Below are 20,006 nucleotides of genomic sequence, written 5' to 3'. Positions count from 1 at the left end.
GATAAGGAGGATACTATGAATGACTTCTCACCTCTTAATACGTGGTTAAGAGTATCAACATGGGATTCAGGTCATCCTAAAGATGACGAGCGATTCTATAAGGCGGTAAAGCAAGTCATTGTAAAAAATGATAATAGAACAATCTCGCAAGAAGATGTCTATCGGTACATCATCGATTTCAACGCTGATAATAAAAATTCTGCCAGAGTTGAGAAGCTAGCAGAACAATACTCAGAAAGGTTTGCTGTCGTTATCGACTTTCTTTATGAAAACAATATCAAACTCTGAATTATGGTAGTTATTGAAAGGTCGCTCCGGCGGCCTTTTTTTATTTCCCGCAACCGCCAAACGGACCCCAGCATGAAAAATAACCTCCAACTGGCCGTCAACCATGCGTTGAACGATGTCAGGCTTGCGCGCGCCCGTATGCTGGCGGCTAACCCGACAATGGGACTGGATACAAAACGCAGCACAGCGTGGTGCGAGTACGGCTTCAAAGAGGATCTGACCTTTGATGACCTCTACCGTCTCTACCGACGCGGCGGGATCGCTCACGGCGCGGTGCGTAAAATTATCGGTACCTGTTGGCTCAGCAACCCGGAGATCATCGAGGGCGAAAAGGCTGATGAAACCCGCAAGGTAACCGCCTGGGAGCGCAAGGTAAAAGCTGTTTTTACTCATCGTTTCTGGCGCGCTTTTGCTGATGCTGACCTGCGGCGGCTGGTGGGCCGGTATTCCGGCATCCTGTTGCATATTCGCGACAATCAGGACTGGAACCGGCCCGCTACCAGGGGTAAGGGGCTGGAAAAGGTTACTGTTGCCTGGGCGGGCGCGCTGGTCCCTTCTGCGTGGGACACCGGCCTGAACTCGCGCACCTACGGGCAGCCGAAGATGTGGCAGTATGTCGAGCGGCTGGCGAACGGCACTACCCGGCGCGTGGATGTTCACCCTGATCGCGTGTTCATCCTGGGAGATTACTCGAGTGATGCCATCGGCTTTCTGGAGGCAGCCTATAACGCTTTCGTTAGTCTTGAGAAAGTGGAGGGCGGCAGCGGTGAATCTTTCCTGAAGAACGCCGCGCGCCAGCTCAACGTGAACTTTGAAAAGGAAATCGACTTCAATAACCTCGCTTCGCTGTATGGCGTGAGCATCGATGAGTTGCAGGAGAAATTTAATGAGGTGGCCGGGGAGGTAAACCGCGGCAATGATGTCTTGATGACCACTCAGGGTGCAACGGTGACGCCGCTGGTGACCTCCGTCGCTGACCCCGGGCCAACCTACAACGTAAACCTGCAGACGGCTGGCGCAGCGCTGGACATCCCGACCAAAATCCTCGTTGGTATGCAGACGGGCGAGCGGGCCAGCACTGAGGACCAGCGCTATTTCAATGCGCGCTGTCAGTCCCGGCGCGGCGATCTGTCTTTCGACATAGAAGATTTTTGCGACAAGCTGGTGGCGCTGGGCATCCTCGACGCGGTGCCTCAGAAAACGGTTATCTGGGATGACCTGAATGCCAGCACCGACGCTGAGAAACTGGCATCGGCCAAACTCATGGCCGATATCAACAGCGCTTCCATTGCCACTGGCGAGCAGCCATTTACCGGCGAAGAAATCCGCGTGGCCGCCGGGTATGAGGGGTCGCCTGAGCCACTGGGGGAGAACGATGAAGAAGATGAAAACGAAACCTCCGATTCTGCCGGGAAATCTTAACGATCCCACTGGCGCTGACCGGCTCGAACGCGGCGCGATTAATGAGTTTGGCAGACGGATAAAACGCATCGCAAAAGCTTATCAGGACATTCTCGACCGTATACCCGCATCACCCGCTGTAAACCTTCGCTACACCTTCGACCTTGATACTTCACTTCTGTCCATGCTGCTGGAGAATGCCTCCGCTCTGGTGGACGAGATCCTGTATGGTGGCAACGAGACGTACTTCTGGTTCTGGCGCGATTACGTTAATCAGGCGTACCAGCGCGGCACGGCGCAGGAGTTCGCCAGTCTGTCGCAGCAGTCAGCGGTGTACGCCGCCGGGCGGGAAAGCCTTCAGCAACTGTTGCTGAGCGAGCCGTACCAGCGCCGCCTGCTGCTGGTACGCACCCGCGTATTTGAGGAGATGAAAAACCTCAGTGCGCGGACGAAGTCGGACATGGCGCGGATCCTCACCGATGGCATGGGCCGCGGGCAAAATCCCCGTGATATCGCTAAGCGGTTAACTGAGCAGACCGGGATTGAAATCAGCCGTGCGAAGCGTATTGCCCGCACGGAAATACCTACGGCGCTGCGCCGCGCCCGGTGGGATGAAACGGATGAGGCAGAAGCGCAGTACGGGATCATGACGCGACAAATGCACCTTTCAGCGTTCAGCCCGACAACGCGGCGCAGGCATGCGCTACGGCACGCCCATCTTTACACCACTGAAGAGGTTCGCGACTGGTACAGCGTTGACGGCAACGCGATCAACTGTAAATGCACGCAGGTTGCCGTGCTGGTGGATGCCAGTGGTCAGCCGCTTAACCCCAATATTGTTGATATGGCGAAAAAGCGCCTGGAGAAAGCGCAGAAAGCCGGACTCATCGCCAACCATTGCGACTGCAGCCACCACCGGGCCGCTTAAGCGAGAAACCATTATGCCAATGCAAGTAAACGTCACCACGCGGGTGAACAGTCAGTCCATTCGCCGGGAAGTGTATAACGGTCGCGATCACATCGTTATCCCCAGTTATACGCTGCCCGCCAATGTCATCATGAATAACGAGCTTTATCCGGCCTCAGAAATTGATGCTCACTATCGAGGCCTTGAGGGGACTCTGGCTCCGCTAGGGCACCCCACGGTTAACGGGCAGTTTGTCTCTGCGTTTTCGCCGGAAGGCCTCAACGTCGGGTATGCCGGGGCATGGAACCGCAACGTCAAAAAGTCCGGCAACCGTGTTTACCTGGAAAAATGGGTCGATGTACTGAAGGCAAACGAAAGCGAGAACGGACGGGAGCTGATCCAGCGTGTCGAAGCTATTGAGCGCGGCGAGGACGTCCCTCCCATCCACACCAGCGTTGCCGTATTCCGGGAACAGATTGAGGCTTCCGAAGAACAGAAAGCGCAGGGCGCGCAGTGGGTCGTGAAAATTCATGCGATGGATCATGACGCGATCCTTCTGCATGAAGTCGGTGCGGCCACACCGGAACAGGGTGTGGGACTGATGGTGAATGCTGACCTCGCCACACCGCTGGCAGCCAATTCCGGCGCGCTGGTGGGCGAATCCTATCGCGAGCGTGAGCAGCGCCTTGATCGGGCTGCAAAAGCAAATTTTGCACCCGGTGAAAATGAATATGCCTGGGTGGCAGATTTTACTGACTCGCAGGTTGTGATCATCCGCAACGGCGGTAATGCCCAAATCTACGGATACACCTCAGAGGGCGGAAAAATCACCTTCGACGACACCGGAACGCCGGTTGCTCGTCAGGAGTCCTGGGTATCTGTCGCTGCCAATAAATTCAAATCTCTTTTCTTACCGCAGGAAAAGCCTGCAACTAACCATCAAACGGAGGGCGACATGCCTTTAACCAAAGAAGAAATGGAACAGATCGGCACCATGATCGGTGAAGCTGTGTCCACCAACACCAGTAAGGCTATTGAACCTCTTCAGCAGCAAATCACAGCCTTGCAGGCCAACCACCTGCAGCTCGCCGAGACGCTGACCGCCAACACGCGTGCTGAAGAAAAAACCAAACGCGATGCAGTGGCCAAAGTTCATGGCGAACTCGTCGCAAACGCGCTTTCCGGTGAAGCGCTGGATGTGATGTTTAAAACTCTGGGCGAAGCCGCGCCGCTGGGCACCAATTCTGCACAGGGGCAGAAAGAAACCGGCGCTCCTGATCCGGCTTCTTACTTCCCGGCTTAACTAACCGAAACCAACTTTAAAGGAGACCGCGAATGGCATCCCGCTATCGTCGCGTAAATATCGACGGGCAGTCGCTCTATAAGACTGAAACCCGCACCACCGCTGCTGACCTGTTGCCGGGCACTGCGGCGATCATCAATGGCGAAAATGCGTTTGCGCAGGCTACCGCGCTGAACGGACGCCTCTATATTATCGACTGCGCCTACCATCAGGGCCTGGGCATTCGTGACGCCGTCCCGGAAGGCGATTCCGCTGTGGGCAACTACGTCGAAGAGGGACGCGAACTGGCGCTGCTGTGCGTACCGGGCGCGTACAAAAAAGACAGCCCGATTAAGCTCGGCGCGAATGGTCAGTTCACCCTGGCGACTGATGACACTGATGCGGTGATCGGCTACAGCCAGGACGAAGCTACCATCGCGGCAGGCGCTACTGATTTCATCCGCGTTCGTATGCGTGTCGGCACTGTCGCCGCAACTGCTGGCGCATAACTTAAGGATAAAAGCACATGTATTTTTCCCGTGAAACCCTGGCGACTAACCGTCGCCTGCATCAGCACTGGAACTCCCTCTGGGCCCAGCGCAATATCTGGGACACCTCCCACCGGCTCATGGTCAATCAGTACCGTGGCGTGATGGATGCCGAAACGCTGGCAGCTAATGCCCTGGCAGGTGATGGCCTGGGGCGTGAGTTCTGGGCTGAAATCGATCGCCAGGTTATCCAGTTGCGTGATCAGCAAGTTGGCATGGAGATCGTCAACGACCTGATGAGCGTTATGCAGGTACTGAATATCGGCAAAACAGCCAAGCTGTATAGCGTCGTTGGTGATATTGCTGATGACGTGCAGGTCAGCCTGGATGGTCAGCCGCCATACTCCTTCGATCACACCGAATACGACAGTGACGGTGATCCGGTACCCGTATTCACTGCCGGTTATGGCGTTAACTGGCGTTTGGCCGCAGGTCTGAACACGGTGGGCATCGATATCGTCCTGGACTCTCAGGCGGCAAAAATGCGCAAGTTCCACAAACGCCGCGTTAAAGCTTATCTGGACGGTAACGAGACTATTAAAGTTCAGAACTACCCGTCTCAGGGCCTGCGTAATCACCGTAACACGACGAAGATTAACCTTGGGTCTGGCGCTGGTGGTGCAAATATTGATCTGACCAAAGCCAGTCCTGCGCAGGCGCTGGAATTCTTCGGTCCGACGGGTCCATTTGGGCTGACTGCTCAGGCGAACCAGGTTACCGCTTATGATGTCCTGTGGCTGAGCTCCGAAATCATGGCTAACCTGTCGAAGCCGTATACCATTGAGGTCGGCAACGGCTCCAATGCCATCGTTAGTGGTACCGTTCTGGATGCCATCCGTAAATTCATGCCGGTGAACGATATTCGCATGACTTACGCGCTTAAGGGTAACGAGTTCCTTGCCTATGAGCGTCGTCAGGATGTGGTTGCTCCGCTGGTTGGGATGGCTGTTGGCGTCATTCCGCTGCCACGTCCGCTGCCGCAGAGCAATTACAATTTCCAGATCATGTCTGCTGAAGGCCTGCAGATTAAACGTGACGATGAAGGCCATTCCGGCGTGTTGTACGGCGCTGACCTGGGCTAAGGAGATACGATGGCTAAGTACGAAGTTATCCGCCCCTGGCACGGCGTTGCAATCGGTGATGTGGTTGAGTTTGAAAATCTTCATCCCGCCCTTAAACCTAACGTTCGCCTGATGCGTGGCGCAGCAGCCGGAGAGCTTAACGTGGCAACGCCGGGGGCCGGGACCGATGCGAAGAACCGAAAAGAGGTCATCGCTGCACGCCTTAAAGAGCTTGGTATTGAGTTCAAAGGCAACCTGGGAGCCGAAAAGCTTTCAGAGCTGCTGCCGGAGGGCGAGCTCGAGAAGCTCTTCCCTGTTGAATAACCGCCGCGAAAGCGGTTTTTTTATGCCCCGTTCTGGCGGGGCGACTCATTTCAGGAGTCTGTCATGGTCTCACAGGAGCAGGCGCAGCAATACCTGACCGGGCAGGGGATCGCCTTACCCGACTTTGTGCTGGCGGCGCTGATTGACCAGTCCAATGGCATTGAAGAATGCCTGGCGCTTCATTATCCGGCATCGACAGCGCTGCTTATCCAGCTTTACCTGCTGGCGCTGATGGGGCTCGGGCAGGGTGATAAATACCTTTCAAGCCAGACCGCACCAAACGGCGCTTCGCGTTCATTCCGGTACCAGTCGTTTTCTGACCGCTGGAAAGGGGCTCTGAGCCTGCTGCGCGGGCTGGACAAACACGGCTGCGCCACGGCGCTTATTCCCCCTGATCCGACAGCTGCGCCAGCATTTGCGGGCATCTGGATCGGGAAAGGGGGCTGCATGTCTGACGGGGGCCGGTAATGGCATGGATATCTGTTAAGCATCGCCTGCCTGAACCATTCATTAAGGTATGGGTGATGACCGACACAGGCAGGCGCGTAACCGGTTATGTAAAAAGCAATGGCGAGTGGCATCTATTTTGCCCGATGGTTGTTGCCTCGAAACCGGAAGTGATCCGCTGGGAGGAACCATGAGCGCCACGGCGAACTGGGTTTATACCAATCTTGCCACCATCTACCCGCGCACCTATGACGACTGGAAAGGTACCTGGCTTACCGGCACGCCGTATCTTATCGACTGCACCTGGGAGATTAACCAGGAAGAGGCGATTGATGATGCCGGTACCGAGTTCACCACCAATCTGATTATCTCAACTGAACTGAAGCACAATGGCTCTGACATGCGTAAACCGCTGCGCAATGATTATGTTGCGGTGGGTGATACGACTGCGCAACTTGATCCTGTGATAGCGAACGGCGATGTTATTCGGGCGGTCAAAATGTGGGATATGTCCTTCTTCGAAGAAGAACCCGACTACAAAATCCTGACATCCAGCCGTAATACGCTCGGGGCCTGATTTTACTGGAGGGCCATATGCCGGTTAAAGGCATCAAAAGTGTTCAGATAACCACAAAGAAGCTGCTCGGACAGATAGCCGGACCGGTGACTGAACGGGTCATCACCGAAGTGATGATCGTCGGCGCAGGTTATGCGGCGCAGATCACGCCCATCCACACTTCTGCACTCGTTAACAGCCAGTTCAGGGAGTTGAGACCGATGCCGGAAGGCATGATGGGGCGTGTGGGCTACACAGTCAGCTATGCCAGCCGGGTTAACGCGGCGGAAGGTACCCTGAAAGGGAAGCCTCGCCCGGATGGCAGCGGTAATTACTGGGATCCGGATGCTGAACCTGACTTCCTGCGCAAAGGCTTTGAGCGCGACGGGATTGACGATATCAGGTCCACTATCAGGCGGGGTTATAAATTATGACACGTAGTGAGATTTACGACGCACTGCGGGCATGGTTGCAGGGGCATGGCTTTGATACCGGCTTTCGCGTTCAGAAACGGCAGTGGACCGAGGTGCAGAATACCCGAAACGCACGTTACCTTATCATCCAGAAGAATGGAGGCGGGGCAGGCGAGGAAGCCATCACCCGCGATTACTTCCGGTTAATCCTGCTTACCGGACAGGACGATGTCAGTATTGATGAAGTTGAAGACAGAGCCGAGGCTATTCGCCAGGCGATGCTCGATGATTACCAGACCGAATGCATCATCTTCATGCAACCCATCGGGGGCATCCCTGCCTTCCGAACCGAAGAAGGCCGTTACGCCTTCGAAATCAACTTTCAAACCATCATTTCCCGATAAAACGGAGCAATAACTATGGCATGTGAATCAGGTGCATTCACAGGGCGCGACGTCGTCGTTTATTACGCGATCGGTTGCCCGGAGGTTCAGCCCACGGCGGACCAGTACAAGCGCCTTGGGATGATGCGCGGTAAGACGACGGGCGTTGAGTGGGAAACCGCAGACGCTACCGGCGATCAGAGCGCAGCTTATACCCAGGAAAATCTGGTCACGTATAAAAACGTGTCGTTCTCAGGTGACGGCGTCAGCCGCAAAGAGGCAATTTACGGTCAGCGGGAGGTAAAACGCCATGTTTATAACCCACCAGCCGATACCAGCAATCAGCCATATCTCTGGCTGAAAATCATTTCGCCTTTTGATATTACTGAAGGCCCGTTCCTCGTCACCAGCTGGCAGGACGAATCGCCGCATGATGATGTTGCGACCTGGTCTCTTGAAGCGTCCAGTGCGGGGCTGGTGGATGTTCGCGATGTTGGGGCGGTCATTAACATTGCCACCCAACCCCAGAACAAAACGATCACCACCGGCAACACACTGACACTCACCGTCGCGGCGAAAGTGTCCGACAGTTCAGCGCTGAGTTACCAGTGGAAAAAGAACGGGACTGATATCAGCGGTGCCACTTCGGCAACCTATACCAAAGCCAGTGCCGTGGCGGCGGATGCAGGTACCTATACGTGTCAGGTTTTATCCCCGACTGCTGGCAGTGTCATCTCTGCACCAGCAACCGTCACCGTCAACGCAGCGTAATATCAGGGGCTCCGGCCCCTTTGAGGTTTTATGCAGGCAATTACCAATATTGGTCAGGCGGTGATCCGTGCCGGTGGCCGGGAGATATTCCTTAACCCCTCGTTCCTGGCAATGTCACGCATCGGCACGCCGGAAGAAATTGTGAAAGCGTTCGTTATTGTCCATGCGGGTCATTATCCCGAACACCGGATTAACGATCCGGGTTTGCTGCGTGACGTTCTCGCCCGCTGTTATGCAGAAATGGTGGTAGCAGCTGCGAATGTCGTTCGGGCGTCCAGTGACGAAGATATCAGCCTGTTTACAGGTTCATTCACTACTACCAGAAAAGGTAAACTGAGCTATCGTCCGGGCAAACTGCCGATAACTCATATCATCGAACTGGCGCGCCATCTCATTCGCCACGGTGTTATGGGCGATCAACCGCCAGAAGCCACCACTGCGGACAAGGGGGAATATTCAAACAGTTTTGATGTCCGGTCATTTGTGTATATGGCTGTGGCGCATCTGGGGATGAGTGAATCTGAAGCCTGGAACATGACCATGACCAGCTTTCGCGCTGCAATGAATGCGAAGTACCCGCAGAAGGGGGCAGCGAGTGTCCCCACAGAAGATAAGTATGATGAAGCTATGGAGTGGGCAGAAAAAATGTTGGATAATGATTCGAAGAGGACTGTCCAGCATTAACTGAATTTATGCAGACTCTATTCTATTAAATCGCAGTTCGACGAACTGTACCTTTTTAAAGCTTCTTCAGCCCATTGTTCACTCACAGTTAAATGCGGCCGCTGAGGCTTTGCTTCGATTAGCGTGGAGTCCCTTACAGATTTTGTGGTATCCGAGATGCTTGATGCAAAAATTTCTCCTGCATAGAAATCGTTGCTAAAGCTCACACCCGATCTTTCAAATAGGCCATCGTCTTTCATAGTCGGATCATTGAGTGCCGATAGTATTGAGGATTTATAAACGTCTGTAAGCACTTTTACCTTAGACAAATAAGGCGTTAGATCGCTTTCCTCCAACATAGTGAGATAAGCTATGCATTCTGAAGATGCTCGTGCTTTTTGTATTGCTTTATCTGTACTTTCAGAAGCTGTCGCAAGTAAAGGTAATAAAGCGAGCAGGGCCGTTGTTTTTTTTATCATCACAATGCCTTAAAGTGAATTATTAAATGTATTAACACTAAACATTTCGCAAAGCTATACCATTTATCTTTTCATATAAACCCTGATATATGATCAGTATCAAGTGCTCTGCAACAAGTGAAGAGTTTAGAGGTAAGTGTCTTTGGCGATTTCATATTCGCTCATTAACAAAATTGTATAATTTTCAAGCATTTTGGCTACTAAAAATGGTAGCCCGGAAAGCACTTAAAAAAGTGTTAAGATGTTTCTGATTGCAATCAAAGGAAACATTAAATGAAAAAGGTAGTTGCTTTAGCGCTTGGGGCTTTACTGTTATCTGGCTGTACTGTGCGTGTTGCTGACATGACTGTGGGTAGTACCAAAAACTACAATTTAAATGCTGCTAAGTTCGAAAAAGGTCAGCGAGTAACTGGTGAAGATAAAGCGCCAATTGTGATTTTCCCCCTGGGTATTCCGAGCGTTAAGACCGCGATGGATCGTGCCATTGAGAAAGATAAGTGTGCTGTTGGCTTGAGTGACGTTGTCATTTACCAGCTCAACCATGCTTTCCTGTTCGGGACATACGGTTTCCGCGTTGAAGGTACGCAGATCATCGACAAGTCACAGATGGGTTGCGAAAGCCGCTAATCTTTATCGGGCCACCTTCGGGTGGCTTTTTTATACCTCCCGTTTGAGTACAAAAAATCACTCACTTGCGTTGCTTATGCACGCTTCCCTGATAGGATAAGCCCCATCTTTTACTGATGGGGAAAGAGATTTGAACATTTTTTTGGTTGTGTTGGGGCTTGCCGGGTTAATAGTAACCTGCATCTTCGGATTTAGAGAGCCCACTACATTATTATTCATTATTCCTGTCTTTATACTTATTGGTTTCACCTTCATGAAGATCGCGGATAAGGCCAAGTTCAATCCGCGACTCAGCAAAGGTGAACAAAAAGGAACGGTGCGCTTTTGTGCGGCTGCATTTTTGTTAATTTCTTTAATTATTAATACAAGTTTCTTAATTTGGATTAATTCGCAATCTCCAATTTTTGGTGAGGAATATTCTGCGCGAATACGAAATGAAGATGCTATTAAAAAAGCAGAAATATATGATCGGTCTTTAAGGATGGAGGCGTTTAATAAAATTGCTTCTGCCGAAACCTCTGTTAAAAAGAAACTCAAGGACTCCTCGTCGGCCAAATTTTCCGGCGCTAAAATCGGAAAGCAAGGCGCAGTGTGTGGCTATGTAAATGCGAAAAATAGCTTCGGAGCTTATGCTGGAGATTCGCGTTATATATCAATTTTTGACAAATCACAGATAGATGATGGAAGCGATGACTTTGCAAAGTCATGGGATAGTATTTGTATTTAAAATGCACATAGAATTTCTCAACCCCGCCTTAGCGGGGTTTTTTATTGCCTGGAGAAAAGCAGATGTCTGAAAATGTTGGTGAAATTGTCTATATCATCAGAGCTGACACAGCGCAGTTACTTAATGCCGGGCGTGATGTTATTGATATGACGGAAGAGCTACAGGGCAGTTTTGAGGATACAGACGACTCGGCGGATGATCTTAACACTACTCTCTCTAAACTTGCTGCAACAATAAAGCTCGTATTTGCAGCGGGCGCTCTACGCGAAGCAGCGCAGATGGTGCAAAGCTACCAGGAAATGGCCGAACGAGTGCAGATGGCTACATCCAGCCAGGAAGAGTTTGAACGCGTTCAGAAGCGTCTGCTGAATACTGCTAATGGAACGTATCGTTCTCTCGCTGAAGCTCAGGAACTCTACATTCGCAGTGCTGACGGGCTTCGCAGCATGGGCTACTCAACCGAGCAGGCTATCGATGTTCAGGATTCAATGTCTTACGCGTTCGTAAAAAACGCAGCAAGTGCAGATCGAGCGGATGCAGCCATAAGTGCGCTTACCAAATCGATTAATACCGGAAAAGTTGCCGCTGACCAATGGGAAACGATCACTACCGCTATCCCAACTGTGATTATTGATATAGCCACTGCAAGCGGTAAAACAGCTGCCGAAGTTCGCGCTTTAGGCGCAGCAGGTAAGTTAACTGCTTCGGATCTTAGCGAAGGATTGAGGCAATCTCTCTCTGAAAATTCAGAAGCGGCTGCTTCAATGTCGAATAATTTAACTGATGCCAGCGTGAGGATGAAAACGGCAATAACAGCAGTGCTGGTGGCTATTGAAGGGCAAACGGGAGTGCTCCAGGGTTTTACTAACAGGCTAATTACAGCAGCAGACTCAATACTTTCACTCAGTGAAGATTCTGATTTAATGGCGGGTTATATTGATACTGCCACTATCGCTGCAAAAGCATTCGCGTTGGTCATGGCAGGGCGATATGTGGGGGCACTAACCAGCGCAGCTGGCGCAAAATTAAGTGCTATAGCCGCCACTCGACAGCAAGTTCTGGCCGACTCGCAGGCTGCTCAGGCGGCTGTAATTTCGGCGAATGCAACTCAACGTAAAGCCGTGGTTGACAAAGAAGCGGCTATTTCAGCTCTCAATTTAGCCCAGGCCGAATATAACGTGGCGAAGGGAACAGCAGCACAAACCTTTGCTCTTGATGCTCTGATTGCTGCAAAAAGTCGTGCTACTGCCGCATCGATTGCTTTAACAGAAGCTGAAAATTTTCAGGCTGCTGCCACAACTCGTGCGGCGGCGGCGGCGCGTGCCGCCTCGGTAGGTTTCGGTATCATGAGAGGGGCATTGTCTCTGCTTGGCGGTCCTGCGGGCGTGATTATGATCGCAGCAGCTTCACTCTTTTATTTTTATCAGAAAGCTGAGCAGGCCAAGGAAGAAGCGATTGCTTTCGCTGATGGAATAGACAAGCTGAATTCCTCTCTCTCTGCGATGAATAATACCCAGTTACGTGGTTCAATTGCGGATGGAAACATTTCAATAAGAGCACAGCAATCCGCAGTTGATGATTTGGAAGATGAGGTTGCACATTTAACAGATCGCTACAGCAAATTTACTCCGGAAGCTGCGGCAGCGGCAGAAAAAATGGGGACAGCAAGCAGCTATGCGTTAAAGCAAAAAGAGGTTTTCGATGAATTAAATCAAAAAACTCGCGACTTGGCAGACAAAAAGCAAACGCTGGCAAAAACAGAAGCCACCGTAGCCGAAGCAAACAGACTCTTAACCAATAATATGCTTACCTCAATGGGTGTTCACGATCAGCTTATTGAAAAGGGTACCACTTTAGAGCGTGTTCAGGGCGCTGTTGCGCGGGCGTTCGGCAGCACCGCTGACGAAATCAATCGCGCCAATCAGGCTGGGCAAAACTTTAATCCAAAGTCACTACAAATCGATCCCCCCACTGAGGACGCAGATAAAATTATCCTGAGTCTTGAGGAGCAGAATGACCTTCTGAAAATTCAGGGTGAGCGGGAAAGGGCTGTTGCTAAAGCACGGATGGAGACGTCAAAAGTTACTGATAATAAAAATCAGATAGCAGCGGCAGAGCGTCTCGCAGGTGAAAACTTTGACCTGCAAAAGTCGGAGGAGGAGCGCAGAAAAGCACAGCAGGAAAGTGAGCAACAGAACAAGCGCTCTGCTTCACAAGCCGCAGCCATAGCTACCAAGCTGGCTGATATGAAGCGTGAATCTGAGCTTGCCGCAGATTCCACGCAGGAATTAAGCCGGGAACAGCAGTTACTTCGTGCCGAAATGTCTCTCGGAGCGGCGGCGACAGCAGAGCAGAAAAAGCAAGCCAGAGAGTACAAGGCTGCCGCATTAGATGCTGCCGAGGCTGCAAAAGGTGTCAGTGATGCGTTGAAAGCTATTCCTGAAAAAGCTGAAAACAAATCGTATTCAGAAACACAAAAAAATCTGGCTGCAGCGCTTAAAGCCGGAAATATCACGCAGCAGGAATACAATACCGCTTCAGAAAAAATGGAGCAGCAGCACCAGACGAACCTCGCTAAAATCCATGCCCAGCAAACCGTAAGCTCGCAGCAAGAGTCTGTTGCTCTGGTCGATCCCGTTCAGCAGCTTGCTAATCAGCATGCACAGCAAATTTCACTCATTCAGCAGTTTGAGCAGCAGGGTGTGCTGGCGCATCAGCAGGCACTGGAACTTAAAAACGCAGCGGATACAGCATACGAGCAGCAGCGCATTGCCGCGCAGTGGGAGATATTTAAAAACCAAAGCCAGGCAAATGAACTGCTGGCATCATCTCTTGATGGGCTGCAAAGCGGCGCAAGTAATGCTATTACCGGCCTGCTTAATGGTACCCAAAGTCTCCAGGAGTCTTTTGCGAATCTGGGGTCAACCATACTTAATAGTGTTGTTAGCAGTCTCGTTGAGATGGGTATTCAGTATGTTAAAAGTCTGATTATGGGTAAAGCCATGTCAGCCGCTGCTACTGCCTCACAGATTGCTGAAGCTGGCGCGCTCGCTACTGCGTGGGCTCCAGCGGCAATTGCTGCCTCTATTGCAACACAGGGTAAAGCTTCAGCTATTGGGCTTACTGCTTACGGTACGGCAATGAGCACTGGTCAGGCCCTATCCTTGGCTGGCGGCCGTCGTTATGGTGGGAATGTTTCAGCAGGCAATGCCTACAGAATCAATGAAAACGGAGAGTCTGAAATATTCCAGACAGCTGGCGGAAAACAGGCTTTTATCCCTAACCAGTCGGGTAAAATCATTCCTGCCGACAAAGCGGGCGGGGGATCCGTTATTCACCAGACCGTTGAGTTCCATATTCAGACCACCGGGGGCATTGATGATGCCACTATGGCGAAGATGGCTCAGATGATGAAGCGAGTTACTTTGTTCCATATAAGTGATCAGGCTAATCGGCCTGGCGGATTAATCCAGCCAAGGACAAAAAGGTAAGGCGTGCTAAAATCGCGCATTCTTATAATAAAGGAGAGTTTAGATGGAATATCAAATTGAAGACATCACGGCTTACGATAATGACAGTGGAAAAGGTCTCCTTGCTAGCGTGTTTGTAAATTACGAAGACCACTGCAAAAGCGTGAAGGTTCGCGTTCATTTACCTTTGGAGCGCGATAAAAGCCTGGCAGAGATTGAAGCAGACATCTTGAGCGAAGCCAAAAAACAGCTCAAAGAGCTTGTAGATAGCTTCTGAGAAGTTGCCTTAATTAACACAAGCCCGCTTCGGCGGGTTTTTTATTGGGAGTAATCCATGCCAGAAACATTCAAATGGACGCCGCAGCGTGGTTATAGCGTCGAACGAACGCCGAACGTATCGGTCGTTAAACTTGGCGATGGTTACGAACAGCGGCAGGTCAGAGGCATTAACCCGCTGATGGACAAATACTCACTCACTTTCCGTGGTGTCAACGGTGCCTGCCGGGGAAACCCTGCAAAAGAGGCTGAGGCTTTCCTTAAGGCGCGAATGGCCGTTGAGGCATTCTACTGGACGCCCTCCGATACGAGAGTGCAACGGCTGTTTGTTTGCCGCTCATGGAGCATGATAAAAACTGGGCCGCTGTATGAGTTGACGGCAACATTTGAACAGGTACCACGATAAGCCACCTCCGGGTGGCTTTTTTTTATGGGAGTAATTTGTGCGCGACATACCACCCGAACTCATTATTAACAGCGTTGATGCTGGCGAGGGTGCTTTTATTGATCTCTTTGAAGCCGATTTGCAGCCTTTTGGTGGGGATATTGTACGTTTTCACGCAGGCACGAATGGCTATTACGGCAATGTCATCTGGAAAAACATTGTTTACCAGGCATACCCCATCGAGGCGGAGGGATTTGAAAGCAAAAACGAAGGCACTTATGCACGGCCAACGCTGGCTGTGGCAAACGTCACAGGGCTGATAGCCGGCATCAATAAAGATTTTGATGACCTGCTTGATGTCGTGATCACCCGCCGCCAGGTCGATGTTAAATATCTTGATGCGGTTAATTTTCCGAATGGTAATCCTGACGCAGATCCCACGATGGAAGCGGTCTCCCGATACGTAGTGGAGGAGATGGTGGAGGAAAACCCTGAGCAGGTGACCTATTCGCTGGCAACACCAGTTGACTGTGATAATGCCATTATTCCGGCACGTACGATTCTCGCCGACGTCTGCCAGTGGACCTATCGCGGAACCGGCTGTAACTATGACGGGCCACCAGTTGCTGATGAACGTGATAACCCAACGAGTGATCCGGCAAAAGATAAATGCTCCCATCGACGCCGGGGGTGTCGCTTTCGCTATCCGCGTCCTGAGACCCTCCCGATCAGCAGCTTCCCTGGCTCGGAGAAAATCTCATGACGGAAGATTGCCTGGACTTCGCGGCGTCGTCTGCAGATGAGGTGTGCGGACTTATCATTGATGACAGGCGGCTTCAGCGATGCCAGAACGTGCACCCTTTCCCATCCACCAGCTTCCGTATCAGTGATAGTGACTGGCTCACAGCTGAGCAGCAGGGGGAGATCACCGCAGTTTTCCATTCTCACCCGGCAGCAATACCTGTTTTATCCGGTAATGATCGCCGGCAACAGCTAATTACCCGGTTGCCGTGGTGGCTGGCCTGTAACGGCAGTATCCGCAAGTTTCGCCCGGTACCGCATCTGCTTGGCAGAAAATTCGAACATGGCGTGATGGACTGCTACACGCTTTTTCGCGACGCTTATCACCTTTGCGGGATTGACCTGCCTGATTTCGACCGTGCCGCTGGCTGGTGGTTGCGTGGTGAAAATCTTTACCTGAAAAACCTGGCGGCCAATGACTTTCATCCTGTCACTGCTCGCGACGCACAGCCAGGTGACGTAATTATCCGCCAGCCTTTTACTGGTGCCGACCCGTGCCACTCGATGATTCTGCTGGGCAGCAACATGGTGCTTCATCACGACTGCGCCGGGCACCTTAGCCGACGTGAACCATACCGGCAGGCCTTCATAAAGCAAACCCATTCCATCTGGAGGCATGAACAATGCTCATCTTTAGATTTGCGGGGCATCTACGAAGACATTTCCGCAAAGTCATACTGAATGTTGATACACCTGCTCAGGGCCTTCGGCTGCTGCTGGCGCAATGTCCGGCGCTGAAAAAAGATCTCCTGAATACCCGGATCCGGATGCGCATCGCCGGGGAAGATTTAACTGAAGGCTCCGCCAGCTGGCATATGGACAGGCATCTGAAAGCCGGTTCGACCGTTCTCTTTGTCCCCATTGTGGAAGGTGCCATCACGGGCACGACTGCCCTGGTTATCTCCCTGGTCGTTACTGCCGCCTCCGTGGCCTATTCGATCTACGCTGCGCGCAACATGAAAACCAAAACTTCGGCAGAGGCGGCAGAAACCAACAGCATCACAAACAACTCTTTTACCAGCGCTGAAAACCGGGCGGGGCAGGGAAGACCCGTTCCCATTCTGCTTGGTGAAATGGTGACCGGCTCAAACGTCATTTCTCTTGGTATCGATACCTCGAATAACCAGGACTGGGATATTTCTATCAGTTAAGGTGAACACATGTCTTCTGGCGGCGGCAAAGCAAAAACCCCGAAACTCCTCAACGACAACCTCAAATCAAAACAATTTTACCGCGTGCTGGATCTGGTCTCAGAAGGACCAATTTATGGGCCTGTTGACCAGCAACACCTGTCTTCTTTCATGCTGAATAAAACGCCGGTAACAGACCGCGACGGCAGCCCAAACATTAACGGTGTGAGCGTAGCCTGGCGTCCGGGCACCGAGTTCCAGGAACCCATAAACGGCTTCTCAGCTATAGAAGCCACGACTATCGTCAATACAGAAGTGGCTTTTGATACCCCCTTGGTGCGTACTGTTACCGATCCGGACGTAACCCAGGTCCGTCTGAATGTGGGTGTAACGGGACTGACTGAAAGCGATACGAAAGGCAACCAGAAAAACTCTACGGTCGTACTGGCAATTGAGACAAGAAGCGGTAACGCGGCTTTCTCCTTACAGAAAACAGTTACGATCACCGGCAAGATTTCTGGTGAGTATCTTGAAGCGCATCTGATCGATGCGCCTGACGCTAAACCCTTTGATATCCGCGTTCGTCGGGTTACGCCTGACAGCACAAGCGATCTACTGGCGAACGGCACTATCTGGAACAGCTTTACTGAAATCTCTGACGATAATCTCTCCTATCCGTTCTCTGCTATTGTCGGGGCGGTAATTGATCGTGACCAGTACGCTGATAATCCCAGCCGCACCTTCCACCTTCGCGGTTTGATTGTGGATATTCCGGATAATTATGACCCTTTCACCCGTAGTTATTCTGGCCTGTGGCTGGGTGGTTTTAAGAAATCATGGACCGATAATCCGGCGTGGCTTTTTCGTGAGCTGGTAAAAAATACCCGCTTTGGCCTGGCCCGGCGTGCAGGCTATATCGATGTTGATGACGGTGCGCTGTACATCCTTTCGCAATACTGCGATCAGCTTGTCAATGATGGCTATGGAGGCAAGGAACCGCGCATGCGGTTGAATGCCTATATTACCGAACAAACCAGCGCACGCGACATCCTTGATAAAATAGCCAGCATGTTTCGCGGGATTGCATTGTGGGACGGCATGCGCCTTACCGTTATGCTGGATGCGCCGCAGGATCCCATTGCTGCAATCACCAATGCAAACGTGGTCAATGGTGAATTTAAACGAAGCTCTGTAAAACGTTCGGAAAAATTCAATGCGGTAGTGGTATCCTGGACCGATCCCGATAATGGCTGGGAACAGGTTAAAGAATATGTTTCTGACGACGACATGATCGCCAGAAGCAACTATAACGAAACCACGATAGAAGCATTTGGCTGTACTTCTCGCGGCCAGGCCTGGCGTGCCGGGAAGTGGCTGCTTGAAACCTCAAAACGTGAGAGCAGCCGTCTGACATTCCAGATGGCGAGGGATGCCATTGCCTTCACACCAGGCGATATTGTCGAAGTTATGGATAATAACTACGCAGCTGCGCGCCTGGGGGGCCGCGTCGTCTCGCATGCAGGTAAGGCCATTACCGTTGATGCTGATGTGTCAGAACTGGTTTCCGGCAGCGATACCATTTCCCTGATGGGCAGTAACGGCAAACTGGTGAAGCACGAGATCGAAAGCGCATCCGGCAGAACTGTTACTTTGCGTAATGCCCCGGTCTGGGTAAAGGATGGCACTGTTTTCGTTATTTCTACGTCAGTAGTTTCAACTCGTCTTTTCCGTATTCTCAGTATTGCTGAAACCGAAACTAACTCCGTCTACAGCATCACTGCTGGTCAGCATGATCCGCATAAACAGGCCATCGTGGATGAAGGGGCAGTATTCGATATTCCTTCTGATACTCTTAACGGGTACCGGGTACCAAATATTGAAAATCTGCGCATCCTGAATGTAAACAGTGAAACTGTTCAGGTCACAGCCACATGGGAGACGGCGACCACTACCCGCAATTTGATGTTTGAACTCTGTGTGTACTCGGCGGATGGTAAAGTTGTTGCACAGTATGAAACGGATCAGTTTCGTTATGATTTTTATGGCCTGAATGCCGGCATCTATTCGCTGGGTGTTCGCGGACGTAATGACAATGGCATGAAAGGCGCAGAAACGCAGGTTTCTCTTGTTATTGGCGCGCCGCTGGCCCCGTCAGGTGTTGTCTGGACGCCGGGCATTTTTTCTGCCGGTATCGCGCCGGTAATGCCTGTAACCGCAACCTCTGATACCTCGTTCGAATTCTGGTCTGCTGGTGAACAGAAAATAACGGATCTCTCTGCCATAGAGCGTCAGGCTCAGTTTCTGGGGCGCGGTAACCAGTGGAACCTCCACAATCTGAAACCGTCCAAAACTTATTACGTTTACGTGCGCACACGTAATGCGTTCGGTGTGTCTTCATTTATCGAGGCCTCGGGTCAGGCCTCTGATGATATTTCCGGCATGATTGATTTTATTGATGATGCTATTCGTGGCACCGACACTTATAAGGAACTGGACAAATCCATCCAGGATAACCTCGACGCCATTCAGAAAGAGGTTGCTGACCGCTCGGCCGCCATCACCAAAGAAGCCACTGATCGCGCCGCTGCTATTTCGGAGGAAACAACCGCCCGCAGCCAGGCGCTGACCAAAGAAGCCAGCGACCGGACCGCGGCGATCGCGGCGGAGGCAACAACGCGCGCCCAACAGGATCAGCAGGTCGCAGCTGATGCTGCAAATGGATTGCTTAACGAGCAACTGACGCGCGAGGCGGCAATTACTGAAACCAACCTGATTATTCAGAACAAAACAGACTCGCTGGCGCAGTCGATCGCCCAGGTGGCGGCGGGCAGCGGCACGCAGTTTGACTCCCTGAAAATCTGGCATTACAACTCGTCGGGTGTTGAAGGCTGGACTGGTAACGGCACACCGACGGTGGTCGATAACTGCCTGCGTCCGGCGAACCACGCAACCGATCCGTATGTGACGTCTCCCGCGGGCCTGAACATCGATGCGGCGTCGTATAAATTCGTGAAGCTGCGGATCATCCGTACCGGAAAACCTGTATGGTCAGGTCAGTTACGCTGGA

At 51.8% G+C, this 20,006-nt stretch carries 23 protein-coding genes and 1 pseudogene; 23 read left to right on the top strand and 1 reads right to left on the bottom strand.

Annotated features, from left to right (window positions below; translation table 11 throughout):
• Nucleotides 1-15: 15 nt before the first annotated feature.
• The 14 genes from ACMGGS_RS18665 (at nt 16) to ACMGGS_RS18600 (ending at nt 9,065) form a co-directional block, all read left to right on the top strand.
• Nucleotides 16-288 (top strand): hypothetical protein, encoded by a 273-nt coding sequence (locus ACMGGS_RS18665; protein WP_414163871.1) that lies wholly within the window; start codon nt 16-18, stop codon nt 286-288.
• Between the two features lie 72 nt (nt 289-360).
• Nucleotides 361-1,710: an anti-CBASS protein Acb1 family protein gene (locus ACMGGS_RS18660; protein WP_414163870.1), complete on the top strand. Its 1,350-nt coding sequence runs from the start codon at nt 361-363 to the stop codon at nt 1,708-1,710.
• Nucleotides 1,664-2,617 carry a phage minor head protein gene (locus tag ACMGGS_RS18655; RefSeq protein ID WP_414163869.1) on the top strand — a complete coding sequence of 318 codons (954 nt, stop codon included), beginning with the start codon at nt 1,664-1,666 and terminating at the stop codon, nt 2,615-2,617. The genes ACMGGS_RS18660 and ACMGGS_RS18655 overlap by 47 nt, the downstream gene beginning before the upstream one ends.
• Before the next feature lie 13 nt (nt 2,618-2,630).
• A complete protein-coding gene (locus tag ACMGGS_RS18650) occupies nt 2,631-3,899 on the top strand; it encodes a hypothetical protein (protein ID WP_414163868.1) in 1,269 nt (422 codons plus the stop codon).
• 32 nt (nt 3,900-3,931) lie between these two features.
• Nucleotides 3,932-4,387, top strand: a complete 456-nt coding sequence (locus ACMGGS_RS18645; protein ID WP_414163867.1) for a hypothetical protein — start codon at nt 3,932-3,934, stop codon at nt 4,385-4,387.
• A 17-nt stretch (nt 4,388-4,404) separates the two neighbouring features.
• A complete protein-coding gene (locus tag ACMGGS_RS18640) occupies nt 4,405-5,508 on the top strand; it encodes a major capsid protein (RefSeq protein WP_414163866.1) in 1,104 nt (367 codons plus the stop codon).
• Between the two features lie 9 nt (nt 5,509-5,517).
• Nucleotides 5,518-5,811 carry a hypothetical protein gene (locus tag ACMGGS_RS18635; RefSeq protein ID WP_414163865.1) on the top strand — a complete coding sequence of 98 codons (294 nt, stop codon included), beginning with the start codon at nt 5,518-5,520 and terminating at the stop codon, nt 5,809-5,811.
• 63 nt (nt 5,812-5,874) lie between these two features.
• Nucleotides 5,875-6,279: a hypothetical protein gene (locus ACMGGS_RS18630; protein WP_414163864.1), complete on the top strand. Its 405-nt coding sequence runs from the start codon at nt 5,875-5,877 to the stop codon at nt 6,277-6,279.
• Nucleotides 6,279-6,452: a DUF551 domain-containing protein gene (locus ACMGGS_RS18625; RefSeq protein WP_414163863.1), complete on the top strand. Its 174-nt coding sequence runs from the start codon at nt 6,279-6,281 to the stop codon at nt 6,450-6,452. Before ACMGGS_RS18630 ends, ACMGGS_RS18625 begins: the two co-directional genes overlap by 1 nt.
• Nucleotides 6,449-6,835, top strand: coding sequence for a hypothetical protein (locus tag ACMGGS_RS18620; protein ID WP_414163862.1), 387 nt, complete (start codon nt 6,449-6,451; stop codon nt 6,833-6,835). Before ACMGGS_RS18625 ends, ACMGGS_RS18620 begins: the two co-directional genes overlap by 4 nt.
• Before the next feature lie 17 nt (nt 6,836-6,852).
• Complete coding sequence (locus ACMGGS_RS18615) at nt 6,853-7,248, top strand: hypothetical protein (RefSeq protein ID WP_414163861.1); 396 nt, start codon at nt 6,853-6,855, stop codon at nt 7,246-7,248.
• Entirely contained in the window at nt 7,245-7,631 is a 387-nt protein-coding gene (locus tag ACMGGS_RS18610) for a hypothetical protein (protein ID WP_414163860.1), read from the top strand. Before ACMGGS_RS18615 ends, ACMGGS_RS18610 begins: the two co-directional genes overlap by 4 nt.
• Nucleotides 7,632-7,646: 15 nt before the next feature.
• Nucleotides 7,647-8,381 carry an immunoglobulin domain-containing protein gene (locus ACMGGS_RS18605; protein ID WP_414163859.1) on the top strand — a complete coding sequence of 245 codons (735 nt, stop codon included), beginning with the start codon at nt 7,647-7,649 and terminating at the stop codon, nt 8,379-8,381.
• A 30-nt stretch (nt 8,382-8,411) separates the two neighbouring features.
• The gene (locus ACMGGS_RS18600; protein WP_414163858.1) at nt 8,412-9,065 is read left to right on the top strand and encodes a DUF6246 family protein; all 654 of its coding nucleotides are present in this window, start codon (nt 8,412-8,414) and stop codon (nt 9,063-9,065) included.
• Nucleotides 9,066-9,082: 17 nt separating this feature from the next.
• On the opposite strand, the gene ACMGGS_RS18595 is transcribed toward ACMGGS_RS18600, so the two are convergent.
• Nucleotides 9,083-9,523, bottom strand: a complete 441-nt coding sequence (locus ACMGGS_RS18595; RefSeq protein WP_414163857.1) for a hypothetical protein — start codon at nt 9,521-9,523, stop codon at nt 9,083-9,085.
• A 273-nt stretch (nt 9,524-9,796) separates the two neighbouring features.
• Here ACMGGS_RS18595 and ACMGGS_RS18590 point away from each other — a divergent pair, with 273 nt between their 5' ends.
• The 9 genes and pseudogenes from ACMGGS_RS18590 to ACMGGS_RS18550 form a co-directional block, all read left to right on the top strand.
• Nucleotides 9,797-10,150 (top strand): hypothetical protein, encoded by a 354-nt coding sequence (locus ACMGGS_RS18590; RefSeq protein WP_110123610.1) that lies wholly within the window; start codon nt 9,797-9,799, stop codon nt 10,148-10,150.
• A gap of 130 nt (nt 10,151-10,280) precedes the next feature.
• Nucleotides 10,281-10,877 carry a hypothetical protein gene (locus ACMGGS_RS18585; protein ID WP_414163856.1) on the top strand — a complete coding sequence of 199 codons (597 nt, stop codon included), beginning with the start codon at nt 10,281-10,283 and terminating at the stop codon, nt 10,875-10,877.
• A 62-nt stretch (nt 10,878-10,939) separates the two neighbouring features.
• Nucleotides 10,940-14,368, top strand: a complete 3,429-nt coding sequence (locus ACMGGS_RS18580) for a tape measure protein (protein WP_414163855.1) — start codon at nt 10,940-10,942, stop codon at nt 14,366-14,368.
• Nucleotides 14,369-14,411: 43 nt separating this feature from the next.
• Entirely contained in the window at nt 14,412-14,624 is a 213-nt protein-coding gene (locus ACMGGS_RS18575; protein ID WP_414163854.1) for a hypothetical protein, read from the top strand.
• A gap of 57 nt (nt 14,625-14,681) precedes the next feature.
• Nucleotides 14,682-15,029: a phage tail protein gene (locus ACMGGS_RS18570; RefSeq protein WP_414163853.1), complete on the top strand. Its 348-nt coding sequence runs from the start codon at nt 14,682-14,684 to the stop codon at nt 15,027-15,029.
• A 37-nt stretch (nt 15,030-15,066) separates the two neighbouring features.
• On the top strand, nt 15,067-15,771 hold the full coding sequence (locus tag ACMGGS_RS18565; RefSeq protein ID WP_414163852.1) for a phage minor tail protein L: 705 nt from the start codon (nt 15,067-15,069) through the stop codon (nt 15,769-15,771).
• Nucleotides 15,768-16,490, top strand: a complete 723-nt coding sequence (locus ACMGGS_RS18560; RefSeq protein ID WP_414163851.1) for a C40 family peptidase — start codon at nt 15,768-15,770, stop codon at nt 16,488-16,490. Before ACMGGS_RS18565 ends, ACMGGS_RS18560 begins: the two co-directional genes overlap by 4 nt.
• Complete coding sequence (locus ACMGGS_RS18555) at nt 16,433-16,960, top strand: tail assembly protein (RefSeq protein ID WP_414163850.1); 528 nt, start codon at nt 16,433-16,435, stop codon at nt 16,958-16,960. Before ACMGGS_RS18560 ends, ACMGGS_RS18555 begins: the two co-directional genes overlap by 58 nt.
• A 9-nt stretch (nt 16,961-16,969) precedes the next feature.
• Nucleotides 16,970-19,465 (top strand): annotated as a pseudogene (locus tag ACMGGS_RS18550) (host specificity protein J); the annotation flags it as partial.
• Between the last annotated feature and the right edge of the window lie 541 nt (nt 19,466-20,006).

The organism is Superficieibacter sp. BNK-5 (genome assembly GCF_047456055.1).
GTDB lineage: Bacteria > Pseudomonadota > Gammaproteobacteria > Enterobacterales > Enterobacteriaceae > Superficieibacter.
The sequence above is the reverse complement of the archived record's forward strand: the minus strand, read 5'-3'. Positions and strand labels throughout refer to the sequence as shown.